Source organism: Pseudarthrobacter sp. LT1 (genome assembly GCF_035621795.1).
In the GTDB taxonomy this organism is placed as follows: Bacteria; Actinomycetota; Actinomycetes; order Actinomycetales; family Micrococcaceae; genus Arthrobacter.
Genome location: NZ_CP141830.1, coordinates 3,755,228 through 3,778,558 on the forward strand (window position 1 = coordinate 3,755,228; position 23,331 = coordinate 3,778,558).

Consider the following 23,331-nt stretch of genomic DNA (forward strand, 5'->3'; position numbering starts at 1 on the left):
ACACGCAAAAGGACGACGCCGGCACCCACCAGGGTGCCGGCGTCGTCCTTTGCCACTAACGGGCCAGGCGGGCGCCCTGCCCCTGCCCCAGCTCCTGACCCTGGCGCGCCAGGTAGTCGAAAAGCTGGCGGAGGCCGAACGTCCAGGCTGGGAGTTCCTCGCACGGACCCACCCGGTTGACCAGGGCACCGAGGTGGCGGCTGCGGATGGTGACGGTGTCGCCGTGCTTGTGTGTGAATCCCTGGCCCGGTTCGTCCCGGTCCTGCGTGGGCGCAAAGAGGGTCCCCGTGAACAGCGCGAAGCCGTCCGGATAATGGTGGTGCTTTCCGTAGGTGGCGGCCACGAGTTCCTCGAAGGGCCTGCTGATCCGGGACACACTGTTCCGGCCCTCCAGCAGGTAGCCGTCCGCACCGTCCACGCGGAGCAGGATCTCCTCATCTCGCAGCGTGTCCAGGGTGAAGGTACCGTCGAACAGCCTGATGAACGGCCCCAGCGCGCTGGAGGCGTTGTTGTCCTTGGCCTTGCCCAGCAGCAGGGCGCTCCTGCCTTCCACGTCGCGCAGGTTGACGTCGTTGCCCAGCGTCGCGCCCATCACGCGGCCGCCGGACGTGGCGATCAGCACCAGCTCCGGCTCCGGGTTGTTCCAGGACGAAAAGGCAGGAATGCCGATGTCCGCGCCCAGGCCCACCGATGACAGGACGGGCGCTTTGGTGAAGACCTCCGGGTCCGGCCCGATCCCCACCTCCAGGTACTGCGACCACAGCCCTTCGGCGATGAGGACCCGCTTGGCTTCGGCCGCCTCCGCCGATCCGGGCCTCAGGTCGGCGAGGCTTCCGCCCAGGGCACGGCCCACCAGTTCCCGTACTTCCGCAGCCCGTGCGGCGTCGCCCCCGCAGCGCTCCTCGATGACCCGTTCGATCATGCTGTCCACAAACGTGACGCCGCAGGCCTTGATGACCTGGAGGTCAATGGGTGCCAGGAGCCTGGTTTCGGTGGCGTCCACCGTCCTGCCGTCCCCGGCCAGGGAGGCATTGACGACGTCGGCCGTCGCCCAGCGGGGCTCGGCCAGGTCGGGATCCAGCAGGGCCGCGCGGACGGCTGCGGGCGGGTCCGGCAGTTCCAGCAAGCCGGAGACCGTGGCGGCCAGGCGGTGCAGGTCGAAGATGGTGCCCCCGCTGACGGCCACCACGCGCGGGCCGCCCATTTCACCATCCCAGACCCGGCCAATGAGCAGCGCGTCGTCGGCATCCTCGGGAAGGACAGAACGTACAGCCCCGGGCGTCGTACTCACTGCTGCACCCCCGTCCCGGCCCCGTCACGGGAAGCGTCCGACTCAGGGTGCCGCCAGACGCCGTCGACCCTTTGCGAGACCCGCCACGGATTGCTGTCCTGCAGGGGTTCGGGCAGCCGCGTTGCGGGGAACGACTGGTATGCCACCGGGCGGAGGAAGCGCCGGATGGCCGCCGTCCCCACGGACGTGGTGTTCGAGGTGGTGGCCGGGTAGGGGCCGCCGTGGTGCTGGGCGTAACTGACCGTTACACCGGTGGGCCAGCCGTTCCAGAGCACCCGCCCGCTGATGTCCGCCAGCCGGGCAGCGAGTTCGGAGACGTCGTCGTCCTCCTCTGCCTGCAGCGTAGTGGTCAGCTGCCCTTCGAGCAGCGCCGCCAGCTCCGGCAGCTCCGCCTGGTCCTGGTACTCCACCACCAGGCTGGCGGGGCCGAACATTTCCTGCCGCAGCAGGCCGGGGTTCTTTCGGACCTCCTCCGCCCTGGTGCGCAGGACGGTGGGCGCGGGTTCGTCCGCAAAGTCCCCTTCCAGCAGGAGTTCCACTCCCCCGCTGTCCCGGAGCGTGGTGACGGCGTCGGTGTAGCCGGCATGCAGGCGATCGCTGAGGAGCCGGGCGGGAGCGAACCCTGCCAGCGCATCAAGCAGCTGGCTGCGGAGTACCTCCGTGTCCCCAGCGGGGACGAACAGCAGCCCCGGCTTGGTGCAGAACTGGCCCATGCCCAGGGTGAAGGAACCGGCATAGCCCTTGATGATCTCTGCCTGCCGGGCTGACCACGCGCCGGGCGCCACGAAGACGGCGTTGATGCCGCCCAGTTCGCCGAAGAAGGGGATGGGTTCGGGGCGTGCCGCAATCCGGGTGAGCAGGGCACGGCCGCCGGCAGTAGAGCCGGTGAAGCCGATGGCCTTGACCAGGGGATGGTCAACAAGGGCCTCCCCCGCCTGGCGGCCGGTCACCATTGAGAAGAGGCCGTGCGGCGCTCCGGCGTCCTCCAGGGCATCGATTACTACCTGTGCGGTGCGGGCGGCAAGTTCGCGGTGGGCGTCATGGGCCTTGTGCACCACGGAGCAGCCCGCCGCCAGGGCCGAGGCACTGTCACCGCCCATCACGCTGAACGCAAAGGGGAAATTGGAGGCACCAAAAACCCCCACGACGCCGAGGGGCACGTTGTACCGCCGGAGGTCCGGCCGCGGCCCCATGCCCCAGGCCGGGTCGTCGTGGTCGATGGTGGCGTCGAAGTGCTCGCCGCGGCGGATCTCGTCCGCGAACAGCCGCAGCTGGAAGACGGTGCGCTTGAGCTCCCCCTCCAGTCGCGGGGTACCCAAGTGGGTTTCACGGACGGCCGTTTCCACCAGCCCGGATGCGTCCTGCTCCAGGCCGGCGGCGATGGCTTCGAGCCAGCCGGCCCGGGTGTTGGGGTCTACGATCCGGCCCTTTTCAAAGGCGGACGCTGCGGCCTGGACGGCGGCGTTTACTCCTGCGGTCATCGGCCGGCTCCGGCAGGGGCCAGGGCTGCGCCGGTGACGGCGGCGCGGTTGCCCACTTCCTGCCATCCGGCGCCGTTGGGGAATTCCCACCGGGTGCGGGAGGCACTGAGCATCTCAGCGCCGGTGCCGGGTAGTTCCGGTGCAGCATAACGGCCGTTCGTGATCCTGACCGGCTCGGCGAAGTGCTCGTGCAGGTGGTCAACGAACTCGACCATGCGGTTTTCCTGGCTGCGGCCCACCACGGCGTAGTCGAAGAAGGAGAAGTGCTGGACCAGCTCGCACAGCCCCACGCCGCCGGCGTGCGGGCAGACGGGCACCCCGAATTTGGCTGCCAGCAGCAGGATGGCGATGTTCTCATTGACGCCGGCCACCCGGGTTGAATCGAGTTGCAGCACGTCGATGGCGCCGGCCTGGAGCAGCTGCTTGAAGACGATGCGGCTCTGCACTGCTTCACCGGTGGCCACCCGGACCGGGGCAACGCCCCTGCGGATTTCGGCGTGGCCCAGGACGTCGTCGGTGCTGGTGGGTTCCTCGATCCAGTAGGGGCTGAATTCTGACAGCTGGTTGACCCACCCGATCGCCTCGGACACCTCCCACCGCTGGTTGGCATCAATGGCAATGGGGAGGTCGCCCACGGCCTCGCGGGCCAGGGCCATGCGCCGGCGGTCGTCGTTGATGTCCCCGCCCACCTTGAGCTTGATCATGGAGAACCCGTCGGCCGCGGCCTCCTTGCTGAGCCGGACCAGTTTCTCGTCGCTGTAGCCCAGCCACCCCGGGGAGGTGGTGTAGGCGGGGAAGCCGTCAGCCTTGAGTTCGGCGATGCGTTGCTCCTTGCCGTCCTGGCCGGCACGGAGGATCTCAAGTGCCTCCTCCGGGCTGAGGGCATCGCGGATATGGGTGAAGTCCACCACGCTGACCAGTTCCTCGGGTGTCATCTCGCTGAGGAGGAGCCAGAGGGGCTTGTTTTCCCGGCGGGCACGGATGTCCCACAGTGCGCTGACCAGGGCGCCGCAGGCCATTTGCGTCACGCCTTTTTCGGGGCCCAGCCAGCGGAGCTGGGAGTCGTGGATGAGGAGCCTGGAGGCCGCGCCCAGGTCACCGATGAGTTCGTCGATGTCGCGGCCCAACAGCAGGCGGGCATAGGCGTCGATGGCTGCAGTGAGGATTTCGTTGCCGCGGCCGCAGCTGAAAATGAAGCCGTGGCCCTCGTCGCCCGCATCTGTGCGGATGACCACATAGGCGGCCGAGTAATCAGGGTCTACGTTGACCGCGTCTGAACCGTCGAGCTCAAGGGACGTGGGGAAGCGGACGTCCTGGGTGTTGATGGACGTGATGGAAGGCATGGATCTCAACTTTCGGAGCGGAACTGGAGAAGGGAAAGATTCGATTCCTATACGAATTTCTAAAATCATATAGGAGACGTGACGTACGTCAACCCATGACCGGCCAGCATGCCCCACCAAACGCAGCAGCCCCGGCCGTCCAGGGCCGGGGCTGTTCGTCGAGAGCTAGGTGATGATGTGCTTGCGCGGCGGTCCACTGTCCTCCAGCGGGGCAAGTTCCACCTCAAAGGCCTGCGCAAAGCGGTCAAACGAATTACGGATATGCGTCGTCATGGCCGCCTCCGCCCCCTCCGGATCACAGGCCTCGATAGCCTCCCTGACCGCAGTATGCTCAGCCACCGTAATGGCCCCGTCCACATCCGCCGGGTAGAGCCGGAAGGTGTGCAGGTGGCAGTGGGTCTGGGCAAAGGCATGCCGGACCACGGGGTTTCCCGAGGCGGCAAGGATGGTGTCATGGAAACGGGTGTCATGGGCCACCAGATCCTGCCGCAGGTCCTTGCTCCGCTTCATGGCGCTCCGGAAGCTGCCCAGTTCCTTCTCCAGCGCGCCGGCCGGATTGGCGAGGCGGTCAACAGCGGCCGCGCGGGCCGCCCAGGGTTCCACGAGGAGCCGGAATTCAAACAGCGAGCGCAGTTCCGGCAGGTCCAGCAGCGGGGTGGTGCTGTATCCCCGGCCGGGGTTGTAGACCACCAGGTTGTCGCCTTCGAGCCGTTGAAGGACCTCGCGGACGGGCGTCTGCGACACTCCGAGGCTGCGGGCGACCGCGTCAATGTTGATCCGGGTGCCGGGCGCTATCTCGCCCTCCAGGATTGAGGCACGCATCGACGAATAGACATCGGGCACGGCGGCCTTGCCGCGGGAGGTTTCGGATGGTTGACGTGGGGGCACGCGGTTACCTCTTGCACTGGGTTGGACTTGCTGCGGAGCTTGGACATGGCCTTTTCAGCCGGGAGTCGCTTGGGGGAATCATAAGCCACACCCCGCCACAGCCCTCATGGAAGGGCTTTTTTGGAGAGGCACTTGATCCCGATCACATTATCTATATGATTAACCCAATTCCTATATGATTTGGCGCTGACACCTTCCGCGTCTTCCCCTCCCGCCCGTGCGCCCCGCACCCGAAGCCATGTATATGTCGAAGGAGACCGCATGACTACGCTCGGAAGTAAGACCTCCATTGCCAATTCATCCCCCCAGCCCCGCCTCATGACCCGCAAGCGCTGGGTGATCATCTGGCTTGCCTTCATCGGCCTCAGCATCAACTACCTTGATCGGTCCAGCCTCAGCGTCGCCCTGCCCTTCATGGGCAAGGACTTTGAACTCAGCGCAACCCAGCAGGGGCTCATTTTTGCCGCCTTCTTCTGGGCCTACGACTTCTTCCAACTCGCTGCCGGCTGGTACGTGGACAAGGTAGGCCCCCGCCGTTCGTTCTCCCTGGCCGCCATCTGGTGGTCCGTCTTCACCATGGTGACGGCGGCAGCCTCCAGCTTCTGGTCCCTGTTCGCCGCCCGCTTCCTCCTGGGCGTCGGCGAAAGCCCTGCCCCCAGCACCGCCGCCAAGGTGGTGGCCACCTGGTTCCCCGTCCGGGAACGCGCCTTCGCCACCAGCATCTGGGACTCCGGCTCCCGCGTCGGAGCGGTGATCGCGCTGCCCATCGTCACCCTGGTGGTCGCCTTCACCTCCTGGCACGCCGTCTTCATCATCATCGGTGTCCTTGGAATCATCTGGGCCGCCGTCTGGTGGAAGTACTACCGCAACCCGGAGGAGCACGCCGGCGCGAACGCCGCAGAAGTCAGCTACATCCAGGAGGGCGGCGCCCGCGGCGCGGCAAGCGATGACGAAGGCGCAGCCAAACTCCCCTGGCGTTCCCTCTTCAAGTACCGCACCATCCTCAGCATGATGTTCGGCTTCTTCTGCCTGAACAGCGCCATCTACTTCTTCATCACGTTCTTCCCCAGCTACCTGGTCAAGGAACGGGGCTTCGACCTCCTGAAGCTCGGCTTCTTCGGCGCCATCCCCGGCATCTGCGCCGTCCTGTTCGGCTGGCTCGGCGGCTACCTGGCCGACCGCGCCGTCCGCGCAGGATCCCCGGTCAGCAAAGTCCGCAAGACGGCCATCGCCGGCGGCCTGGCCGGCGGCTCGGTCATCATGTTCGCCGCACTGGTTCCGGAAGCCTGGATGGCCCTGGCTCTGCTGTCCGTCGCCTACTCCAGCCTCACCGTGGCCGCCACGGGCATCTGGTCGCTGCCGGCCGACGTCGCCCCGAGCTCACGCCACGTGGGCTCCATCGGCGGCCTGCAGAACTTTGCCTCCAACCTGGCCGGCATCTTCACGCCCATCCTGATCGGCGTCCTGGTGGACCAGACCGGATCCTTCGTGGCGCCGCTCGCCGTCATCGGCGCGATCTCGCTCATCGGAGCGGCCAACTACCTGTTCGTCATCGGCAAGATCGAGCCGCTGAAGGTCAAGGCAGCCGCCTAGACCCTTCAGCACCCAGACAAAAAGTACGACGCCGGCACTTTGCATAGTGCCGGCGTCGTACTTTTCTGCATGGTCCCCTACGAGGCCGGTGCCTGCGCCGGGACCTTCGCCTGCGATGGAGGCTCTGTTTGCGCTGGTGTCTGCGCCTGGGTCGCCGTAATGGCCACCGTGTTCACAATGTCCTCCACGGTGCAGCCGCGGGAAAGGTCATTGACCGGCTTCCGCAACCCCTGCAGGACCGGTCCCACCGCCACCGCCCCGGAGCTCTGCTGCACTGCCTTGTAGGTGTTGTTGCCCGTATTCAGGTCCGGGAAGATGAACACCGTGGCCTGCCCGGCCACGGAGGAACCGGGCATCTTGGATGCGGCGATCGAGGCATCCACGGCGGCGTCGTACTGGATGGGGCCTTCCACGGCGAGGTCCGGGCGGCGCTCGCGGACCAGTTCGGTGGCCTGCCGCACCTCGTCCACCGCCTCGCCCGCGCCGGAGCCGCCCGTGGAGTAGGACAGCATGGCCACCCGCGGTTCCACCCCGAACTGCGCGGCGGTCTCGGCCGAGGCCAGGGCGATATCTGCCAGCTGCTCCACATTGGGATCCGGGTTCACCGCGCAGTCGCCGTACACGAGCACCCGGTCCGGCATCAGCATCAGGAACACCGAGGACACGATCTTCACGCCCTCGCGGGTCTTCACGAACTCCAGCGCCGGCCGGATGGTGTGCGCGGTGGTGTGGGCGGCACCGGACACCATCCCGTCCACCACACCCAGCTGGACCATCATGGTGCCGAAGTAGCTCACGTCCTGCATGATCTCCAGGGCCTTGGGCAGGTCCACGCCCTTGTGTGCCCTCAGCTCCGCGTACTTCTCGGCGAACTTCAGCCGCAGGTCCGAGGTGGCGGGGTCGATGACATTAATGCCGGACAGGTCGATGCCGTTGGCCGCGGCCAGCTCCCGGACGTCGGACTCCGGGCCCAGGAGCGTCAGGTCGCAGACGTCGCGGCGGTGCAGGATCTCGGCGGCCCGCAGGATCCTCACGTCGGTCCCCTCGGGGAGCACCACGTGGCGGCGCTGCGCCCGGGCCCGCTCGATCAGGTCGTGGAGGAACCGCAGCGGCGTCATCCGTTCCGCCCGCGGCAAATGCAGCCGCTCCACCAGCTCGGCCTCGTCCACCCGGCGGGACCAGAGGCCCAGCGCGGAGGCCACCTTGCGCCGGTGCCCCGACCAGATTTCGCTGCGCACCTCGGACACCCGGCGGGCCGTCTGGTACGTGTCCTCGTCCGCGGCAAAGACGGGGAACGGCGCCTGCGCCAGGAGCGGGTAGATGTTGGCATCCGGGGCCAGGCCACCGGTGAGGATGAGCGCCGACGCCACCGGAAATTCGGGCGAGAAGGACGAGGCCAGGCAGGCCACCATCACGTCGGCCCGGTCCCCCGGCACGATCACCAGGGCGCCCTCGTCCAGCACGTTCAGGAAATTGCCCACGTTCATCGCGGCAACCTTGATGTCCCTGACGTCACGTTCCATGTCCGGGGTTCCCGCGATCTGGCGGACGCCCAGCGCCGCAGCCACTTCCCCGGTGGTGGGGCGGGCGATCTCCTCCAGCTCCGGCAGGATGTACACCGGGCGGCCGGAAGCGCCAGGCTTCAGGGCAGCTGCGATGGCGTCCAGGTCGCCGGCGCTGGCCCTGTTGACCATGATGGCAAGCAGCGCACACCGTTCGGCGGCGAGCTCCTTGCGGGCAACTTCGACGGCGGCAGCGGTCTCCGGGACGGTGCGCCCCTTGGCGCCCACCACGGCCACCACGGGCGTGGCGAGGTTGTTGGCCAGCCGGGCGTTCAGGTCGAACTCGACGGCGGAATCCTGGCCCACCAGGTCAGTGCCCTCCACGATCACCACGTCGCAATGGCGCGCGATGTCGGCAAAAATCTCCACGCACCGGGCATCAATTTCCGCCCGGTTTCCCTCCGCGAGCAGGGTGCGGACCTCGTCGTAGGTCAGGCCGCCGCGGCAGCGCTCGTCATCCAGGGCGAACCGGGCCTTCATCAGCGCCACCATCGGGTCGTCGGCTGCCGAGGGGCCATGGACCACCGGCTTGAAGAAGCCGATCCTGTCCGCGTGCCGGTGCAGGGTGTCCGCCAGGCCGAGTGCCACAAGGGACTTGCCCGAGCCGGGGGTGGTTGCGCTGACGTAGATGCCTTTGGCCATGGTCCGCCCTTTGCTGTTCTTGCTGGTGCCGGTCCCCCCATCCTTGCACTTCGCGGCCGCGCGCGGGGCGCCTGACCCAGCGTCGACTGCTCCGTAACTGCCGTTTTCGGCGCTGAAAACGGCAGTTACGCAGCAATCGGTGACGGGGCGCCCAGCCGCGCAAGGTGTGTCCCGGCGTCGTGCCTTATCCCGCCTCCCCTTGACACCGGACCCCCTCATGGGATTACCTAATGAACATTCGGTAAATAAAGCTGGAGGCAATGACGCATGGCTGAAACTGCACTTTCCGGGGCCACCCACCCCATCCTGGAAAACGACTACGCCTCCGAATGGATGGGAATTGAGGTCCTGGCCCTCAGCGACGGCCACGCCACCATCCGGATGACGCTCCGGCAGGAAATGCTCAACGGCTTCGGCATGGCCCACGGCGGAATGATCTTCGCCTTCGGCGACACCGCCTTCGCCCTGGCGTGCAACCCCATCCACCCTGCACCCGGCGAGGAAGGCACCATCACCGTCGCTTCCGGCGTCGACATCAACTTCCTCAAGCCCGCCTTCCGGGGCCAGGTGCTCACCGCAGTGGCCGACCGCCGCTCCAGCGCCGGCCGCAGCGGACTCTACGACATCCAGATCTTCGCCGCCGACGCCGCTGCGCCGGCTGCCGAAGGCCAGCCCAGTTCCAGCACCCCGGGCGAGCTCATCGCCGAGTTCCGCGGACGCAGCCGCACCATCCCCAAGAAGTAGGAAAATCATGACCCTGCATGCCCCCGAAACCCCCGCCGCTGCCGGCATCGACCCTGGCCTGGACCGCGAGGAGACCATCTCCCGCGACGAGCTCGAAGCCCTCCAGCTCAGCCGGCTGCAACACACCGTTGCCTACGCCTACGAGCGGGTCCCGCTGTACAAGCGCAAGTTCGACGAGGCCGGCATCCACCCCACCGACCTGCGCGAACTCGAGGACCTGGGCAACTTCCCCTTCACCACCAAGGAGGACCTGCGCCAGGAGTACCCGTTCGGCATGTTCGCGGTGCCGCAAAGAGAAGTGGCCCGGATCCACGCCAGCTCCGGCACCACTGGCCGGCCCACCGTCGTCGGCTACACCAAGCAGGACCTGGCCGACTGGGCCAAGCTGGTGGCCCGCAGCTTCCGCGCCTCCGGCATCCGCCCCGGCATGAAGGTCCACAACGCCTACGGCTACGGCCTGTTCACCGGCGGCCTGGGCGCGCACGCCGGCGCCGAGGCCCTGGGCTGCACCGTGATCCCCATGTCCGGCGGCCAGACCGAACGCCAGATCCAGCTGATCCAGGACTTCAAGCCGGACGCCATCCTCGCCACGCCCACCTACCTGCTCACCATCGCCGACGCCATGGCGCACATGGGCATCGACCCCGCCTCCACCTCGCTGAAGTTCGCCGTGCTGGGCGCCGAGCCGTGGACCCAGGAGATGCGGCACGAGCTCGAGGTCATGATGAACATCAAAGCGTGCGACATCTACGGCCTGTCCGAGGTCATGGGCCCGGGCGTCGCCGGCGAGGCCGTGGAGACCCAGGACGGCAGCCACATCTGGGAGGACCACTTCCGCCCCGAAATCATCGACGCCTTCAACCCGGCCCCGGGCAAGGAGAACGTCCTGCGCGACGGCGAACACGGCGAGCTGGTCTTCACGTCCCTGACCAAGGAAGCGCTGCCGATCATCCGCTACCGCACCAAGGACCTCACCCGCCTGCTGCCCGGCAGCGCCCGCCCGGCGCACCGCCGGATGGGGCGCATCACCGGCCGCAGCGACGACATGATCATCCTGCGCGGCGTGAACCTGTTCCCGTCCCAGATCGAGGAAATCGCCCTCCGCATCCCCGAGCTGAGCCCGCACTTCCAGCTCGAACTGACCCGGCCGGAAGGCCAGCGGATGGACCAGCTGACCGTCCGGATCGAGCGCCGGGACGCGGTCACCGTTGAGCAGAGCACGACGGCGGCACGCACCTTGAAGGAGCAGATCAAGATCCATGTGGGTTCTTCGTGCACCGTGAACGTGGTGGAGCCGGGCTCGCTGGAGCGGTCCAACGGCAAACTGCGCCGCATCTACGACATGCGGCCGAAGGCGTAACGGAAGATGCTGCCGGGCACAGCCGATGCCGGCCGGGTTGCTGCCCGGCCGGCGCCGGCTCCCGGACCGACCGACCGTTCGTGAGAAACTAGCCACTATGCCCAGCACCACCGAAACATCCAGCCCCACCGGCCCAGCAAACGGAACAGCAAAGCGCGGCCGCCCCGGCTACGACCAGCAGTCCGTGCTGCGCATCGCCGTCGACGTCTTCAACCGCCATGGCTACGACGCCACCTCGATGGGGATCCTGGCGGACAACCTGGGCATCTCCAAATCCGCCATCTACCACCACGTGCCGTCCAAGGGCGACCTCCTCAAACTTGCCCTTGACCACGCCCTGGGCGGCCTCGAGGCCATCCTTGAACGGCCGGAGGCCACTTCCGGGGCTGCCGATGCCCGGCTGGAGTTCGTGCTCCGGCAGACGGTGGCCGTGCTGGTGGACCGTCTGCCGTTCGTCACCCTGCTGCTGCGGCTGCGGGGCAACACGGAAATTGAGCGGGATGCGCTGGAACGCCGCCGGACCTTCGACCACAAGGTGGCTGTGCTGATTTCGGCTGCCCGCGACGAGGGCTCGCTCCGCCAGGACATCGATCCCCGAACCGTCAGCCGCCTCCTGTTCGGCATGATCAACTCGATCGTGGAGTGGTACAAGCCGGGCGGCTCCCTCTCCCCGCAGCGGCTTGCCGACGACGTCATCACCATGGCGTTCGACGGCCTCCATGCGGACGTGTAGGCCGCGCATCCACTGGTCCACGGGCAACTAATAAGCGTGCTTGGTATTTAGCGGGCTCCCCGGCTACGGTGGTAGAAAGCCATCGTCCGCAGGGAGGTCCTGAATGAGCCAGGCCAATGATCCACGGCGTTCATGCCGGCCCCGGACAGTACTCGCGGGCGGACTCCTGACCGCAGCCCTGGCACTTAGCGGCTGCACCGGTTCGCCTGCTCCCCCGGCCCCTGGCACCTCCTCCCCAGGCCAGGCATCGCCGTCGGCCCCGGCCTCAGGGGCTTCCGCTTCGGCAGCGCCAACCACCGGCGCAGGCCCGAACTCCGGAACCGCGGCCGGCAACCTGCCGCAGCTCGTGGAAAACCTCTCCCCATCCGTGGTCACCATCTTCACCCAGGGCGGCCTGGGCAGCGGCGTGGTCTACTCCGCCGACGGACTGATCCTCACCAACGACCATGTGATCCGGGGCGCAACCACCGTGGAGGTCGGATTTGCCGACGGGCAGCGCGTCGAAGGGACAGTCAAGGCAAGCGACGCCGTGACGGACCTGGCCCTGGTGCAGGCCAAGCGCACCGGCCTGCCGAAACCCACGTACCAGAGCACCTTGCCCAAGGTAGGCGAAGGCGCACTGGTCCTGGGTTCACCGCTCGGATTCGAGAACACGGCCACCGCAGGCATCATTTCCGGGCTTCACCGCTCCATTCCAGGGTCCGCATCCAACAGCCTCTCCCTGGTGGACCTCATCCAGACAGATGCACCTATCAGCCCCGGCAACTCCGGCGGTGCCGTGATCAACATGCGCGGCGAGGTAATCGGCATCAGCGAGGCGTACATCCCGCCGTCAACCGGTGCGGTCTCCCTTGGTTTCGCCATCCCGGCCGCCACGGCAGTGGACGTGGCGGAGGAGCTGCTGGCCAGCGGCACCGCCAAGCACGCCTACCTGGGCCTTACCCCGGGCGAACTGACCGCCCAGATCGCCGCCCAGCTGGGCATCCAGGGAGGATCCGGAGTAGTGGTCCTCGCCGCGGACACGGACGGCCCGGCAGGGAAGGCAGGAATCCGCCCCGGGGACGTCCTGCAGTCCATGGAGGGCGTTGAGCTCACCACGCCCGAAAAGCTCCTGGCGGAATTGCGCAAGCGCAACCCCGGCGACACCGTAGGCTTCAAGGTCAAGCGGGGGGACCAAAGCCTGGACATCAAGGTGGACCTCACCGACCGTCCCGCCACTACAACCACCCGATAGGAAGGAAGAAACATGAGCCACCCCAAGGAAGAACCTGACGCAGGATTCATCGTCCCGGACCCGTCCAAGCTCCGTGAGGACATTCCCGGCGACGCCGGCGACGAGGCCAACGTGATCCGCTTCAGCGAGGAGCAGGCCCTGATCGAGGAACAGTCGCACGGCATCCGCCCCGACACCTACAGCGTTCCGGCAGGCGGCCCGACCATGGACGAGGCCCGCGGAAACATGGACCTCTCGGACCGCAGCGAAGAAGGCCGCGGCACCGGACGCGAGGATGACAGCAGCGACGACGGCCTGCACGGCGGTGCCGAAAGCTGACGCCGGCACAACACTGAAGCAGCAGGGGCACCCCCTCCGGGGTGCCCCTGCTGCTTTGTTTAACGGCGGAGCCGCGTTTGTCGGCAGGCCTAGACCTCGTACTCGAGCTTGCCGCCCAGGTTTTGGTGGACGCACAGGATGTTGTGCTCGGTGTCCATGAACCACGCGCACTTTTCCGAGCCGGTAGTGCAGATATGGTTCTCCGTCTTGAGGTTGGGCAGGTCGTAGTCCTGGAAAACGACTCCCCTTGCCTCCATGTCACGGACGGTTGCCTCGATATCGGCGACCTCAAAGCTCAGCGCGGTATGGTAGGAGTGCCTGCCGTCCGAGACCGGCATCAGCTGCAGCAGCGGGCCGCCGTCGGCGCCGAGCAGTTCGCTTCCGTCCTCCGTTTTTCCACGGTGCGGGAGTCCCAGCTTTTCCGTGTAAAAACTGCGGGCGCGGGCTGCATCATCAACCGGCAGGATGGTTGTGGCTGCGTTCATTCTCAGGGTCATTGGGCCACCTCCTACGGGCAGAATCTTACGCCCGGCAGGCCCAAAAAGGACCGCCCCCAAACGCCCCATCACTTCCCGCCCACCACACCCAAACGCCCCATCACTTTCCTGAAAGAAGTGATGGGGCGTTTGGGAAAACCGGCAGTAAGTGATGGGGCGTTGGGTTACTTTTCGACCAGGGTGAGGACGTCGTAGGTGGCCACGATCTCGTCGTTCTGGTTGGTGAGCACAGCGTCCCAGGCCACCTCACCGTATTCGTCGGTTTCACGTGGGGTGATCTTCTTGGCGGTGAGGGTCACCCGGATGGAATCGCCGGCGGCCACGGGGGTGAGGAAGCGTGCGTTCTCCAGGCCGTAGTTGGCCAGGACTGGGCCCGGCGCAGGCTCCACGAAGAGTCCGGCAGCCCAGCTCAGCAGCAGGTAGCCGTGCGCCACGATGCCCGGGAAGAACGGGTTGGCTTCCGCCGCTTCCTGGTTGGTGTGGGCGTAGAACGTGTCCCCGGTGGAGTGGGCGAACGCGCTGATGTCCTCCAGTGTGACCTGCCGCAGGTCCGAGCGGACGGCGTCGCCGATCCGCAGGGTGGACAGGTTCTTCCGGAACGGATGCGCGCCCTCGGTCTCCACCGTGAAGTTGCGGTCAGCCCCGGTGTGCCACACGCCGGTAACCGCGGTCAGCATGTTGGGCGAGCCCTGGATGGCGGTCCGCTGCATGTGGTGCAGCACGGACCGGATGCCGCCCAGTTCCTCGCCGCCGCCCGCGCGTCCCGGACCGCCGTGGACCAGGTGGGGAACGGGTGAGCCGTGGCCGGTGGAGGACCGGGCGTCCTCGCGGTTCAGCATCAGGACGCGGCCATGGTGGGCCGCGATGCCGGTGACCAGCTCGCGGGCCGCCTCGGGATCGTTGGTGCACACGGAGGCCACCAGCGAGCCGCCGCCGCGGGCGGCGAGGCGTACGGCGTCCGCCAGGTCCTTGTAGCCGATGACGGAGGATACCGGCCCGAAGGCTTCGAGCGAGTGGATGGCTTCAGCTTCGGGGTTGTCCCAGTTCAGGACCACGGGAGCCATGAAGGCCCCACCGTCCACTACCCCGGTGGTTCCGTCGGCGGAGGTGACCGACGGCGAATCGAGCGTTCCGTACGCAAGCTCGCCGCCGGCGCCGAGCATTGACTGCACGGCAGCGCGGACGTCCTCCAGCTGCTCCACCGACGCAAGGGCGCCCATGGTGACGCCTTCCCCGCGGGGGTCACCCAGGACCACGCGCTCGGCGATCCGCTTGCCAATGGCTGCCGACACGGCGGGCACCAGCTCCTGCGGCACGATGGCCCGGCGGATGGCGGTGCATTTCTGGCCGGCCTTGACGGTCATCTCGGTGACCACGGACTTGACGAAAGCATCGAATTCCGGGGTGCCCTCTACGGCATCCGGACCAAGGATGGCGGCATTCAGGGAGTCCGTCTCGGACGTGAACCGGACGCCGCCCTCCACCACATTCGGGTGGGCCTTCAGGGACCTGGCGGTGGAGGCGGACCCGGTGAACGCCACCAGGTCGCGGTAGTCCAGCACGTCCAGCAGCCCGCGGACCGAGCCGGAGATGAGCTGCAGCGACCCCTTGGGCAGGATGTTCGATTCCACGATGGCCTTGACCACTGCGGCCGCAACATAGCCCGTGGGAGTGGCCGGCTTGACGATGGTGGGGACGCCGGCCAGGAAGGCGGGAGCGAACTTCTCGAGCATCCCCCAGACCGGGAAGTTGAAGGCGTTGATCTGCACGGCGACGCCGGGGATGCGGGTGTAGATGTGTTCGCCGGCGAAGGATCCGTCCTTGGACAGCACCTCCATGGGACCGTCCACCACCACCTGGGAGTTGGGCAGCTCACGCCGGCCCTTGGAACCGAAGGTGAAGAGGACGCCGATGCCGCCGTCGATGTCCACCATGGAATCGATCTTGGTGGCGCCGGTCTGGTAGGAGAAGCCATAGAAGTGGTCGCGGCGGGCGTTGAGGTACTGCGCCAGCTCCTTGAGCTTGAGGGCGCGCTGGTGGAAGGTCAGCTGGCCCAGCCCGGCCTGGCCGGTGGTGCGGCCGTACTCCACGACGGCGGCGAGGTCCAGCCCCTCCGTGCTCACCTTGGCCAGGACCTCCCCGGTGCTCGCATCCCTGACGGGGACCGCGGAAGCCGAGGAACCGGCGTCGGGCGTCCACCATGCGTCCATGACGAAGCTGGGCACTGTCTCCACGGTGTCGACCGTGGCCTGGGGAGCTGTGGCTGTGGTGGTCATCGTTGACGGTCCTTCCAACAAGGGGGCAGGCAAACAGGCCGGCCATTACTGACCGTCCGTTCGGTAATATATTCACCATACATGAAGTGCCGTGCTGCACACTAGAAGGCCAGGACCGAATTGGCCACCCAAAGGAGAACGCATGAACGCCCCGTCACCCCAGGATGCTTCCGACAGCCAGCACCAGCTCTGGAAAATCACCCTCGGCGAGCTGGACGAGAAAATGGGCGTGAAAATCCTGGAGGAGTCCGTGGAGCGCGTGGTGGCCACCATGCCCGTGGAAGGCAACCGGCAGTCGTTCGGGCTGCTGCACGGCGGCGCCTCGCTGGCCGTGGGCGAGGCGGTAGGGTCCTGGGCGGCCGTCATCCACGCGAGCACCATGGGCAAGACGGCGGTAGGCGTTGACGTTTCCGCCACGCACCACCGTTCCGCACGCGAGGGCCAGGTGACCATTACCGCTACGCCCATCCACCTGGGCGGGACGCTGACCACGCACGAGGTGCTCATCACCAATGAAGCCGGCCAGCGGCTGTGCACCCTGCGCATCACCAACCTCCTGATGAAGCGAAAAAACTGAAGAAATTTCGCGGGCAGTGCATCCATGGGCGGCGTTCGGAAGGTAATAAGCGTGTCAGCATCACCAGCCCGGCTACCGGGCATCCCCCAAGGAGTTCGAAATGCGCAAAATAACCTATGCCGCTGGAGCACTTTCCCTTGCTGCTTCACTGGCCTTCGCCGCTCCCGCCCAGGCCGGCAACTGGCACCACGATGACGACCCCGCCCTACTGTCCGTCCTGCACGGGGTACCCGGCCTGACCGTGGATGTCTGGGTGAACGGCGAGCTCACCCTTGATGACTTCACGCCCGGCACCCTGGCCGGACCGCTGGAACTGGCCGCCGGCGATTACCAGATCGCCATCACCGCTTCGGACGCCACCAGCGCCGAAAACCCGGTGATCGGCCCGGTCGATGTGCAGCTCGACGAGGGCCGCAATTACACGGCAGTGGCGCACCTTGACGCCGGCGGAGCCCCCACGGCGACCCTGTTCACCAACGACACCAAGGCCCCCGGCAATGACACGAAGGGCAAGCTGACAGTCCGGCACGTGGCCGCAGCGCCCGCGGTGGACGTGCTGGCCGGCGGAACGGCCGTGATTGAAGGCCTCAGCAACCCTGATGAGGCGACCCTGAAGCTGAAGGCCGGCACGGTTTCGGCCTCGGTGGCAGCGGCAGGGACCACCGACCCCGTGATCGGTCCAGCCGACATCACCGTCGAAGCCGGCAAGAACACCATCGTCTACGCCTGGGGAAGCCTGGCGGACGGCACGCTGGACGTTGCGGTCCAGGTGGTTGACGGCAAGGAGAGGTGCGGCGGACGCCACTGAGGCTAACGCAACCGGGAGGCGCTAAGCGCCGTTCCCCCGGGATCGCTACGGACCGGACTCTGTATGTGTGGGCCGGTCCGTAGCGGCTACCGCGAAGGCCGCCGGTTCCGCCGGCGTACAAGCACCGTCAGCAGAATCCCGACGGCGAGGACGCCCGCGGCAGCAGCCGCTGCGGGGATGAGTCCGGCTGATCCCGTGTAGGCCAGCCCGCCGCCGGCGCGATCACCGTTTCCGCCCGTGTTGGCAAGGTTCGCAGGAGCGCTGGGAGCCGGGCTGGATGCCGGCGGACGTACGACGGCGGGAGTCGCCGAAGGCGGGGCAGGCGACGGGTCCGCGGGGGCCGGGACGGTCGCGGCCGGGGTGATCGGCGCAGGAGTGGCCGGGGCGGCGTTGCCAGGTGCCGCGCTTACCGGTGGCTCAGTCGGTGCGGGGCTTGCCGGTGGCTCAGTCGGTGCCGGGCTTGCCGGCGGGGCGGGCGATGCCGCTCCGGCGGACGCAAACTCAAAGCTGTTGGCACCCGACCGGCTGTACCCGTTCACGGTTTCTGCCGTGAAGCGCAGCGTGCCCGTACCCTGCGGAGCCGTGAAACTCCATGTCCCGTCGTTGTGCACGGGCACCTCTAACGGATCCTTTCCTTGGAACGTGACCCGGACCGTGGATCCGGCGACCGCAGATGCAGGAGCCGCGGGAACCTGGCCGCTGATCACCTGCCCCGGCTGGTAGGCCTTCCCGGTTGCGGGGGCTGTGACGGCAGGCTTGTTGAGGAACAGTTCCAGTTGGTAGCCGGGCAGCACGGCAAGGGCATCCTCCAGGGTGGCTGCAATGGCCCGTGTCTGGACGCCGTTCTGGCTTTCGGCGCCGGTGTGCGTACCCACGGCAAAGTTTCCGCTGATCCACGGGCCGCCGGAGTCGCCGCCCGCCGACGTGACCGTCGATGAATCAAAGGCGCGGACCGGCCGGAGGTCGTTGTCGTAGTTGGGCGGAACACTCTTTTCGCCCGGCATCATCCAGATGCCCACCGCATCGACCGTGCCGCATTTCCAGCCGGACGTCCGTCCCGACCTGCAGACGTCCTGGCCCTGGAAGGGCGCTACGGTTCCCACGATCCTGACAGGATCCGGCGTCCTGGAGGTGCCCCAGGTACTGGTGGCAGGCTTAGGGTTCACTGAAGGCGCGATGTCCTGGATGACGGCAATGTCAGTCCCTGCTACGGATCCGTCCGCCGCTGCCGAGTTCCCGGGGCCGCCGAACTGGCTGAACCCGAAGCTGCCCAGGGGTGACAGCGGAGGCAACGGCTGAGGCGTCAGGGCGCCGGGTCCGCTTGCGGGCGCCCACCCGGGAGGTTCCACTGACGCCTGCCGTGCCAATCCATCCCTGGCACAGTGCCCGGCGGTGAGGACGAGCGGCAGCCCGGCCGGACTGAACGCGCTGAAACCGGCTGAACAGATGGCCGTGCTGTCCACGTAATATCCCTGCCCGCCGAGGAGGTCCCCCTCGGTCTTGAGGGAAGCACCCTGCTCCAGTTTCACGTTGGCGTACCGCGCAATGAACTGTGCCGGCGTCATTTTGCCGGTTCCCGACGGTTGGCCGCCGGCAGGAACCGGGTCCGGCTGGTTCCCCTGGGTCCCGGATTCTGCGGTGTTGACGGCCCCGGTCCTGATGACGAAATGACCGTCCGTGTAGGTAACCGCCTGGAGGCCTTGGGTGCCAACGTCACGGACATAGTCCTTGTACAGCTGGTCGAGGTCTGCTGCGACGAGCCCGTTCGCCGGCGGAGGTGTTTCCTGCACCGCCGGGGAGGCAGTGGGGGCAGCCGGCGTGGGCGGGATTGTGACCGTCGGGGGAACCAGCACAAAGGCGGCTGGGCCGGAGCGGTTCAATTCATCCACCGCGGCCCGAAGCTCCGGACCGTCGCCTTCCACCCTGATGGTGCCGGCTTTCAGGCTGATGCCAACGAAGCCAGGCAAGGCCCGAAGGGTGGGCGCGGCGCCGGCGGCCCGCCGGCCGAGCTCACCGGCAGCATTGAATTCGGCCACGCCGATGCCAAGATCCCGGTGGAGCGCTTCAGCAAGGCCTGTCTCGGAGGGCCCAGCCGCGTTGACGGGAGCAGCCGGGGCGCCGGAAACCGCCTCATCGCCAGTACCCGTACCGGCGGTGCCGGAACCCTTGGGCGCAGGCGCCACCGTGGGGCTGCTTAAGGTGGCTGGGGCCGGAACAGCCACTGCGGGGGCGGCAGCCAGCCCGAACGACAGCACCACTCCGGCTATGGCTCCTGTGGCGGAGATTCTCTTCATGGGGGTTCGCCGTTCCACTCATCCACGCCTGGGTGCAGGCGCCCTGCGACTGCGGCCGCCGAGGTAAGTATCAGCAGCCACATCAGTAACTTAAGTCACAAGGGTATCTTTCGGGATGCCAAGGCGGAAACAGAATCCAACTCCGCCTCCCGCAACCCGTGGGCCAGGAGATAGTCGCGGGTTCGAAGGTCACGGACAAATAAAACCACCGCGAGCCCGCGCCGCTCCAGCAGGGGCTCGAGCTCCGGCCCGGTCAGGTACCGCTCCCGGCTGTGGGGCGGACCGTGGGTGCGGTACCGCTCGTTGATCCCGCGGGCCGCCCGCCGGTAGCCCTCGGCAATGGCCTCGTCGGAGTCACCCGCCAGGTCCTGGACCATGGCCGCGATCAAACCGCTCCGGTCACGGCCGGCGGCGCAGTGCAGCACCACATCCCCTTTGGGCGCGGCGAGGGCAATGGCCCGGAAGACGCCCACCAGTTTTTCCGGGAAAAGGCGCGCGTTCTCGAGGTAGTGGGCGGGATCGTTCAGGTAGGGGCCGGTGACGGCGGTAAACCGCGGATCCTCCGGTTCCTCCGTGGGTGCCTGCACCACGTCGATGCCCGCCCAGGCCGCGGCCGGCACATCGGGGTCACTGCTCCGGCGCCGCGCCTCAACTGCGTTGCGAAGATCGACTACGGTGCGGACGCCGTCGTCGAACGCCTCTTTCCACCCTGCTGCGGTCAGCCACTCGCGGCGCCCCATCCGGTAAATGCCGCCGGAAACGCGCCATGCGTTTACAGCGCCATCCCAGTCCACGGACGTGCCCTTCTTGCTCATCCGCACAGCTAACCACACGCCCCTGAATGCCGCACTGCACAGCAGCGAACATTTGATCAGGGCACAAAGGCCTGCTGACCTGAGCGCAGGGTGGCAATACTGTGGCACCTACGTACCTGCTCGCGGTGTCCAATGAGGTAATTGTTCAAAGAGGTAATTGTTCAAAGGGGAAATTCATGGCAAGTCCAGCACTACAGCGGCGCCGTCCGGCTTTCGCAGCCGCCCTCGCAACCCTGGCAATCACCGCCGGCATGGCCGCGGCCCCGGCCCAGGCCGTGGACAAAATCAAATACATAGCCCTCGGAGATTCCTATGCCGCCGGACAAGGGGCCGGCCCCTATCTGGACACCTGCTATCGCAGCGACAACGCCTATTCCGAGCTTGCAGACGTGGACAAAACCGTCCAGCTGGTGGTCAACGCTGCGTGCAGCGGGAAGACCACCTGGGATGTGGTGAACACCCAGCTTCGCCAGCTGAACAAGAGCACGGAACTGGTGACCATCACCGCGGGCGGTAACAACATCGGCTTCGGGGACATCATCAACTATTGCGGAGTCGTCCTGGCGCAACTCCCACCGGCTTCTGAATGTGGCAGTGCCCTCGGCCGAGCGCAAATACAGCTTCAGAGTGGCCAGCTAAAAAGTGACCTGCTTGCGATGATCCAGAGCGTGCGGGCCGCAGCGCCAAACGCCAAGATTGTGGTGACCGGCTATCCCTACCTCCTGGACCCAATCCCGGCAGGGATGACCGACCCGGCCGCGCAGTTCATCTACACGGCCACCGACTTGGCGAACCGGCTGGACGAGACGATCGACGCCGCGGCGAAGGATGCCGATGGCGCCGCTGCCGGGGACCCTAAAGTGCAATACGTCGATGTGCGGGCCGCCTTCCTCGGCCACGGCGCTTTGTCGCCAGACCCGTGGATCAACCTTGGCCCCGCGCCCGATGGCTTCCACCCGAACGCCGCGGGCTACCAGGCCTACTTCGCTGCGCTGAGCAGTTCGGGCGTCTACTCCGCTCCCTGAGCAGCACGGTCAGCGCCCAGGGTGCGCTCCGCACCTTGGGCGCGGCGGGCCAGCCGGTATTCCAGCCCGGCACGGACGGCCGGCCATTCATGCTGCAGGATGGAGAACACCACCGTGTCCCGGAGGTTTCCATCGCTGGTCCGTGAATGGCTGCGGAGCACGCCGTCCTGCTTGGCGCCCAACCGTGCTATGGCTTCCCGCGACTGGTGGTTCAGCCAGTGCGTGCGGAACTCCACGGCGGGACAGCCCAGCACCTCGAAGGCATGCCGGAGCAGCAGGAGCTTGGAGTCGGGGTTGGTCCCTGTCCCCTGCACCGAGGCCGCATTCCAGGTGGAACCGATTTCCACGCGGGGCGTGATGGCGTCGATGTTCATGTACGTGGTCATGCCGATGATGCGGCCCGGGCCACCTGTGCGTGGATCAATCAGCCGGGTGGTGAAGGGCAGCATGGATCCCTGTTCCTGCAGGGCGAGGCGGCGCCTGATCTCCGCGGCCATGGCGTCCGGCGCGGGCACCGAGGTGTACCAGAGCTTCCAGAGTTCGCCGTCCCTGGCCGCGGCCAGCAGCCCGTCGTGGTGTTCTTCCGCGAGCGGCTCCAGGATTACACGGCGGCCGGTCAGGGTAAGGGGTTCAAGGAAAGTCACTGCACCAGCCTAGGCCCGCCGGCCGCGCGGGTTACGCTGGGGCAAGCACCAGGACGTCGAGCGAGGGAGTTATTGTGTCAGGAACCAACCCGGATCCCGAGGACGACAAGATCACCGGACTGGAGCCTGGCGGCGGGGTTCCACCGGGCGAAACCCCGCCGGGGGAAGCCTCCACCGCCGGTCCGCAGGGCCACGAGGAGCACGGCACCAGGAGGGGCACCCAGTTCCTGTGGATCGGCATCATCGGCGTGGTGGTCCTGCTGTGCCTGTTGTACTTCATCGGCTACATCGTCGGCTTCTTCGACTAGGCCCGCTTCCGGCCGGCGGGCAGCCTAGCTGGGCCAGTCGAAGAATCCCTTGCCGGTTTTGCGTCCGAGTTCCCCCCGGGCCACCTTGTCCCTGAGGATCTGCGGGGGCGCGAACCGCTCGCCAAGGGTGGAGTGGAGGTACTCGGCGATTCCCAGGCGGACGTCGAGGCCCACGATGTCCGTGGTTTTGAGCGGCCCGGTGGGGTGTTTGTAGCCCAGTACCATCGCGTTGTCGATGTCCCCGGCGGAGGCGACGCCTTCCTCGACCATCCGCATGGCCTCCAGCGCGATGGCCACGCCCAGGCGTGAGGACGCGAAACCCGGGGCATCATTGACGACGACGGCGGTCTTGCCGAGTGCCTCCACCCAGGTTTTCGCCGCGGCAGCAAGTTCGGGAGACGTGCGCTCCCCCAGCACCACCTCGATGAGCGTGGATGCCGGCACAGGGTTGAAGAAGTGCAGGCCCAGGAAGTTCTCCGGCCGCTTTAGTTCGCGGGCCAGGCCGTTGACGGACAGCGATGACGTGTTGGACGCCATGAAGGCCTCCTCTGCAAGCCGTTCCTCAATGCCCCGCAACGCGGTGACTTTCAGGTCCCAGTCTTCGGGGACTGCTTCCACCACCAGCTGGCGGTCCTTGAACGCGTCGTAGTCGGTGCTGACGGTCAGCCGGGTCACCAGTTCTTCGAAGTTGGCATCCACGGCCCCGCGTTCAATGCTTTTCAAGGCTGCGGATTCCACCCGTTCCTGGGCAGCTTCGGCGGAGACGTCGTCGCGTTCCACCACCAGCACGTTGGCGCCCTTGATCAGGAAGGCGTGCGCGATGCCGGCGCCCATGCGGCCGCCGCCCAGCACGCCCACGTAAGGGGGAAGGCCGGGGGCTACTGATGAATTACTCATG

General features: G+C 67.0%; 21 protein-coding genes. 10 read left to right on the forward strand and 11 right to left on the reverse strand.

From position 1 onward, the window contains the following. Nucleotides 1–55: 55 nt before the first annotated feature. From VIK36_RS17680 to VIK36_RS17695, 4 genes are all read right to left on the reverse strand, one after another. Complete coding sequence (locus VIK36_RS17680) at nucleotides 56–1,291, reverse strand: fumarylacetoacetate hydrolase family protein (protein WP_324642983.1); 1,236 nt, start codon at nucleotides 1,289–1,291, stop codon at nucleotides 56–58. Beyond that, complete coding sequence (locus tag VIK36_RS17685) at nucleotides 1,288–2,772, reverse strand: aldehyde dehydrogenase (NADP(+)) (protein ID WP_324642984.1); 1,485 nt, start codon at nucleotides 2,770–2,772, stop codon at nucleotides 1,288–1,290. The genes VIK36_RS17680 and VIK36_RS17685 overlap by 4 nt, the downstream gene beginning before the upstream one ends. After that, complete coding sequence (locus tag VIK36_RS17690; protein ID WP_324642985.1) at nucleotides 2,769–4,115, reverse strand: L-fuconate dehydratase; 1,347 nt, start codon at nucleotides 4,113–4,115, stop codon at nucleotides 2,769–2,771. The genes VIK36_RS17685 and VIK36_RS17690 overlap by 4 nt, the downstream gene beginning before the upstream one ends. A gap of 165 nt (nucleotides 4,116–4,280) precedes the next feature. Beyond that, the gene (locus VIK36_RS17695; protein WP_255173166.1) at nucleotides 4,281–5,003 is read right to left on the reverse strand and encodes a GntR family transcriptional regulator; all 723 of its coding nucleotides are present in this window, start codon (nucleotides 5,001–5,003) and stop codon (nucleotides 4,281–4,283) included. Nucleotides 5,004–5,264: 261 nt separating this feature from the next. On the opposite strand from VIK36_RS17695, the gene VIK36_RS17700 reads away from it, so the two are divergent. After that, the gene (locus VIK36_RS17700) at nucleotides 5,265–6,596 is read left to right on the forward strand and encodes an MFS transporter (RefSeq protein WP_324642987.1); all 1,332 of its coding nucleotides are present in this window, start codon (nucleotides 5,265–5,267) and stop codon (nucleotides 6,594–6,596) included. Nucleotides 6,597–6,673: 77 nt separating this feature from the next. Here the strand turns inward: VIK36_RS17700 and pta are convergent, their stop codons facing one another. Then, nucleotides 6,674–8,800: a phosphate acetyltransferase gene (pta, locus tag VIK36_RS17705; RefSeq protein ID WP_324642988.1), complete on the reverse strand. Its 2,127-nt coding sequence runs from the start codon at nucleotides 8,798–8,800 to the stop codon at nucleotides 6,674–6,676. Between the two features lie 267 nt (nucleotides 8,801–9,067). Between pta and VIK36_RS17710 the strand changes: the two genes are divergently transcribed. The 5 genes from VIK36_RS17710 to VIK36_RS17730 all read left to right on the forward strand — a co-directional run bounded on the left by VIK36_RS17710 (nucleotide 9,068) and on the right by VIK36_RS17730 (nucleotide 13,189). Then, the gene (locus VIK36_RS17710) at nucleotides 9,068–9,544 is read left to right on the forward strand and encodes a hotdog fold thioesterase (RefSeq protein ID WP_255173169.1); all 477 of its coding nucleotides are present in this window, start codon (nucleotides 9,068–9,070) and stop codon (nucleotides 9,542–9,544) included. 7 nt (nucleotides 9,545–9,551) lie between these two features. Continuing rightward, nucleotides 9,552–10,904 carry a phenylacetate--CoA ligase PaaK gene (paaK, locus tag VIK36_RS17715; protein WP_324642989.1) on the forward strand — a complete coding sequence of 451 codons (1,353 nt, stop codon included), beginning with the start codon at nucleotides 9,552–9,554 and terminating at the stop codon, nucleotides 10,902–10,904. 97 nt (nucleotides 10,905–11,001) lie between these two features. Then, nucleotides 11,002–11,637, forward strand: a complete 636-nt coding sequence (locus tag VIK36_RS17720) for a TetR/AcrR family transcriptional regulator (protein WP_255173171.1) — start codon at nucleotides 11,002–11,004, stop codon at nucleotides 11,635–11,637. Nucleotides 11,638–11,740: 103 nt separating this feature from the next. Continuing rightward, a complete protein-coding gene (locus VIK36_RS17725; protein ID WP_324642990.1) occupies nucleotides 11,741–12,871 on the forward strand; it encodes a S1C family serine protease in 1,131 nt (376 codons plus the stop codon). A gap of 12 nt (nucleotides 12,872–12,883) precedes the next feature. Continuing rightward, entirely contained in the window at nucleotides 12,884–13,189 is a 306-nt protein-coding gene (locus tag VIK36_RS17730; protein WP_255173173.1) for a hypothetical protein, read from the forward strand. Between the two features lie 89 nt (nucleotides 13,190–13,278). Here VIK36_RS17730 and VIK36_RS17735 read toward each other — a convergent pair whose 3' ends face one another. Together VIK36_RS17735 and paaZ are read right to left on the reverse strand one after the other, a co-directional pair. Next, the gene (locus tag VIK36_RS17735) at nucleotides 13,279–13,686 is read right to left on the reverse strand and encodes a VOC family protein (RefSeq protein WP_324642991.1); all 408 of its coding nucleotides are present in this window, start codon (nucleotides 13,684–13,686) and stop codon (nucleotides 13,279–13,281) included. 164 nt (nucleotides 13,687–13,850) lie between these two features. After that, nucleotides 13,851–15,962: a phenylacetic acid degradation bifunctional protein PaaZ gene (gene paaZ / locus VIK36_RS17740; RefSeq protein ID WP_324642992.1), complete on the reverse strand. Its 2,112-nt coding sequence runs from the start codon at nucleotides 15,960–15,962 to the stop codon at nucleotides 13,851–13,853. A gap of 142 nt (nucleotides 15,963–16,104) precedes the next feature. Between paaZ and VIK36_RS17745 the strand changes: the two genes are divergently transcribed. After that, nucleotides 16,105–16,539, forward strand: coding sequence for a PaaI family thioesterase (locus VIK36_RS17745; protein ID WP_255173176.1), 435 nt, complete (start codon nucleotides 16,105–16,107; stop codon nucleotides 16,537–16,539). A gap of 100 nt (nucleotides 16,540–16,639) precedes the next feature. Then, on the forward strand, nucleotides 16,640–17,347 hold the full coding sequence (locus VIK36_RS17750; RefSeq protein WP_324642993.1) for a DUF4397 domain-containing protein: 708 nt from the start codon (nucleotides 16,640–16,642) through the stop codon (nucleotides 17,345–17,347). A gap of 86 nt (nucleotides 17,348–17,433) precedes the next feature. Here VIK36_RS17750 and VIK36_RS17755 read toward each other — a convergent pair whose 3' ends face one another. Together VIK36_RS17755 and VIK36_RS17760 are read right to left on the reverse strand one after the other, a co-directional pair. After that, a complete protein-coding gene (locus tag VIK36_RS17755) occupies nucleotides 17,434–19,641 on the reverse strand; it encodes a S1 family peptidase (protein ID WP_324642994.1) in 2,208 nt (735 codons plus the stop codon). Nucleotides 19,642–19,736: 95 nt separating this feature from the next. Beyond that, nucleotides 19,737–20,456 carry a tyrosine-protein phosphatase gene (locus VIK36_RS17760; RefSeq protein WP_324642996.1) on the reverse strand — a complete coding sequence of 240 codons (720 nt, stop codon included), beginning with the start codon at nucleotides 20,454–20,456 and terminating at the stop codon, nucleotides 19,737–19,739. A 176-nt stretch (nucleotides 20,457–20,632) separates the two neighbouring features. Here VIK36_RS17760 and VIK36_RS17765 point away from each other — a divergent pair, with 176 nt between their 5' ends. Beyond that, a complete protein-coding gene (locus tag VIK36_RS17765; protein WP_324642999.1) occupies nucleotides 20,633–21,481 on the forward strand; it encodes an SGNH/GDSL hydrolase family protein in 849 nt (282 codons plus the stop codon). Here VIK36_RS17765 and VIK36_RS17770 read toward each other — a convergent pair. Then, complete coding sequence (locus tag VIK36_RS17770; protein WP_324643001.1) at nucleotides 21,466–22,125, reverse strand: GNAT family protein; 660 nt, start codon at nucleotides 22,123–22,125, stop codon at nucleotides 21,466–21,468. The genes VIK36_RS17765 and VIK36_RS17770 overlap by 16 nt on opposite strands. A 74-nt stretch (nucleotides 22,126–22,199) precedes the next feature. On the opposite strand from VIK36_RS17770, the gene VIK36_RS17775 reads away from it, so the two are divergent. Further along, nucleotides 22,200–22,433 (forward strand): DUF6480 family protein, encoded by a 234-nt coding sequence (locus tag VIK36_RS17775; protein WP_324643002.1) that lies wholly within the window; start codon nucleotides 22,200–22,202, stop codon nucleotides 22,431–22,433. A gap of 24 nt (nucleotides 22,434–22,457) precedes the next feature. Here VIK36_RS17775 and VIK36_RS17780 read toward each other — a convergent pair whose 3' ends face one another. Then, nucleotides 22,458–23,330 carry a 3-hydroxyacyl-CoA dehydrogenase family protein gene (locus VIK36_RS17780; RefSeq protein ID WP_324643004.1) on the reverse strand — a complete coding sequence of 291 codons (873 nt, stop codon included), beginning with the start codon at nucleotides 23,328–23,330 and terminating at the stop codon, nucleotides 22,458–22,460. Nucleotide 23,331 lies beyond the last annotated feature (1 nt).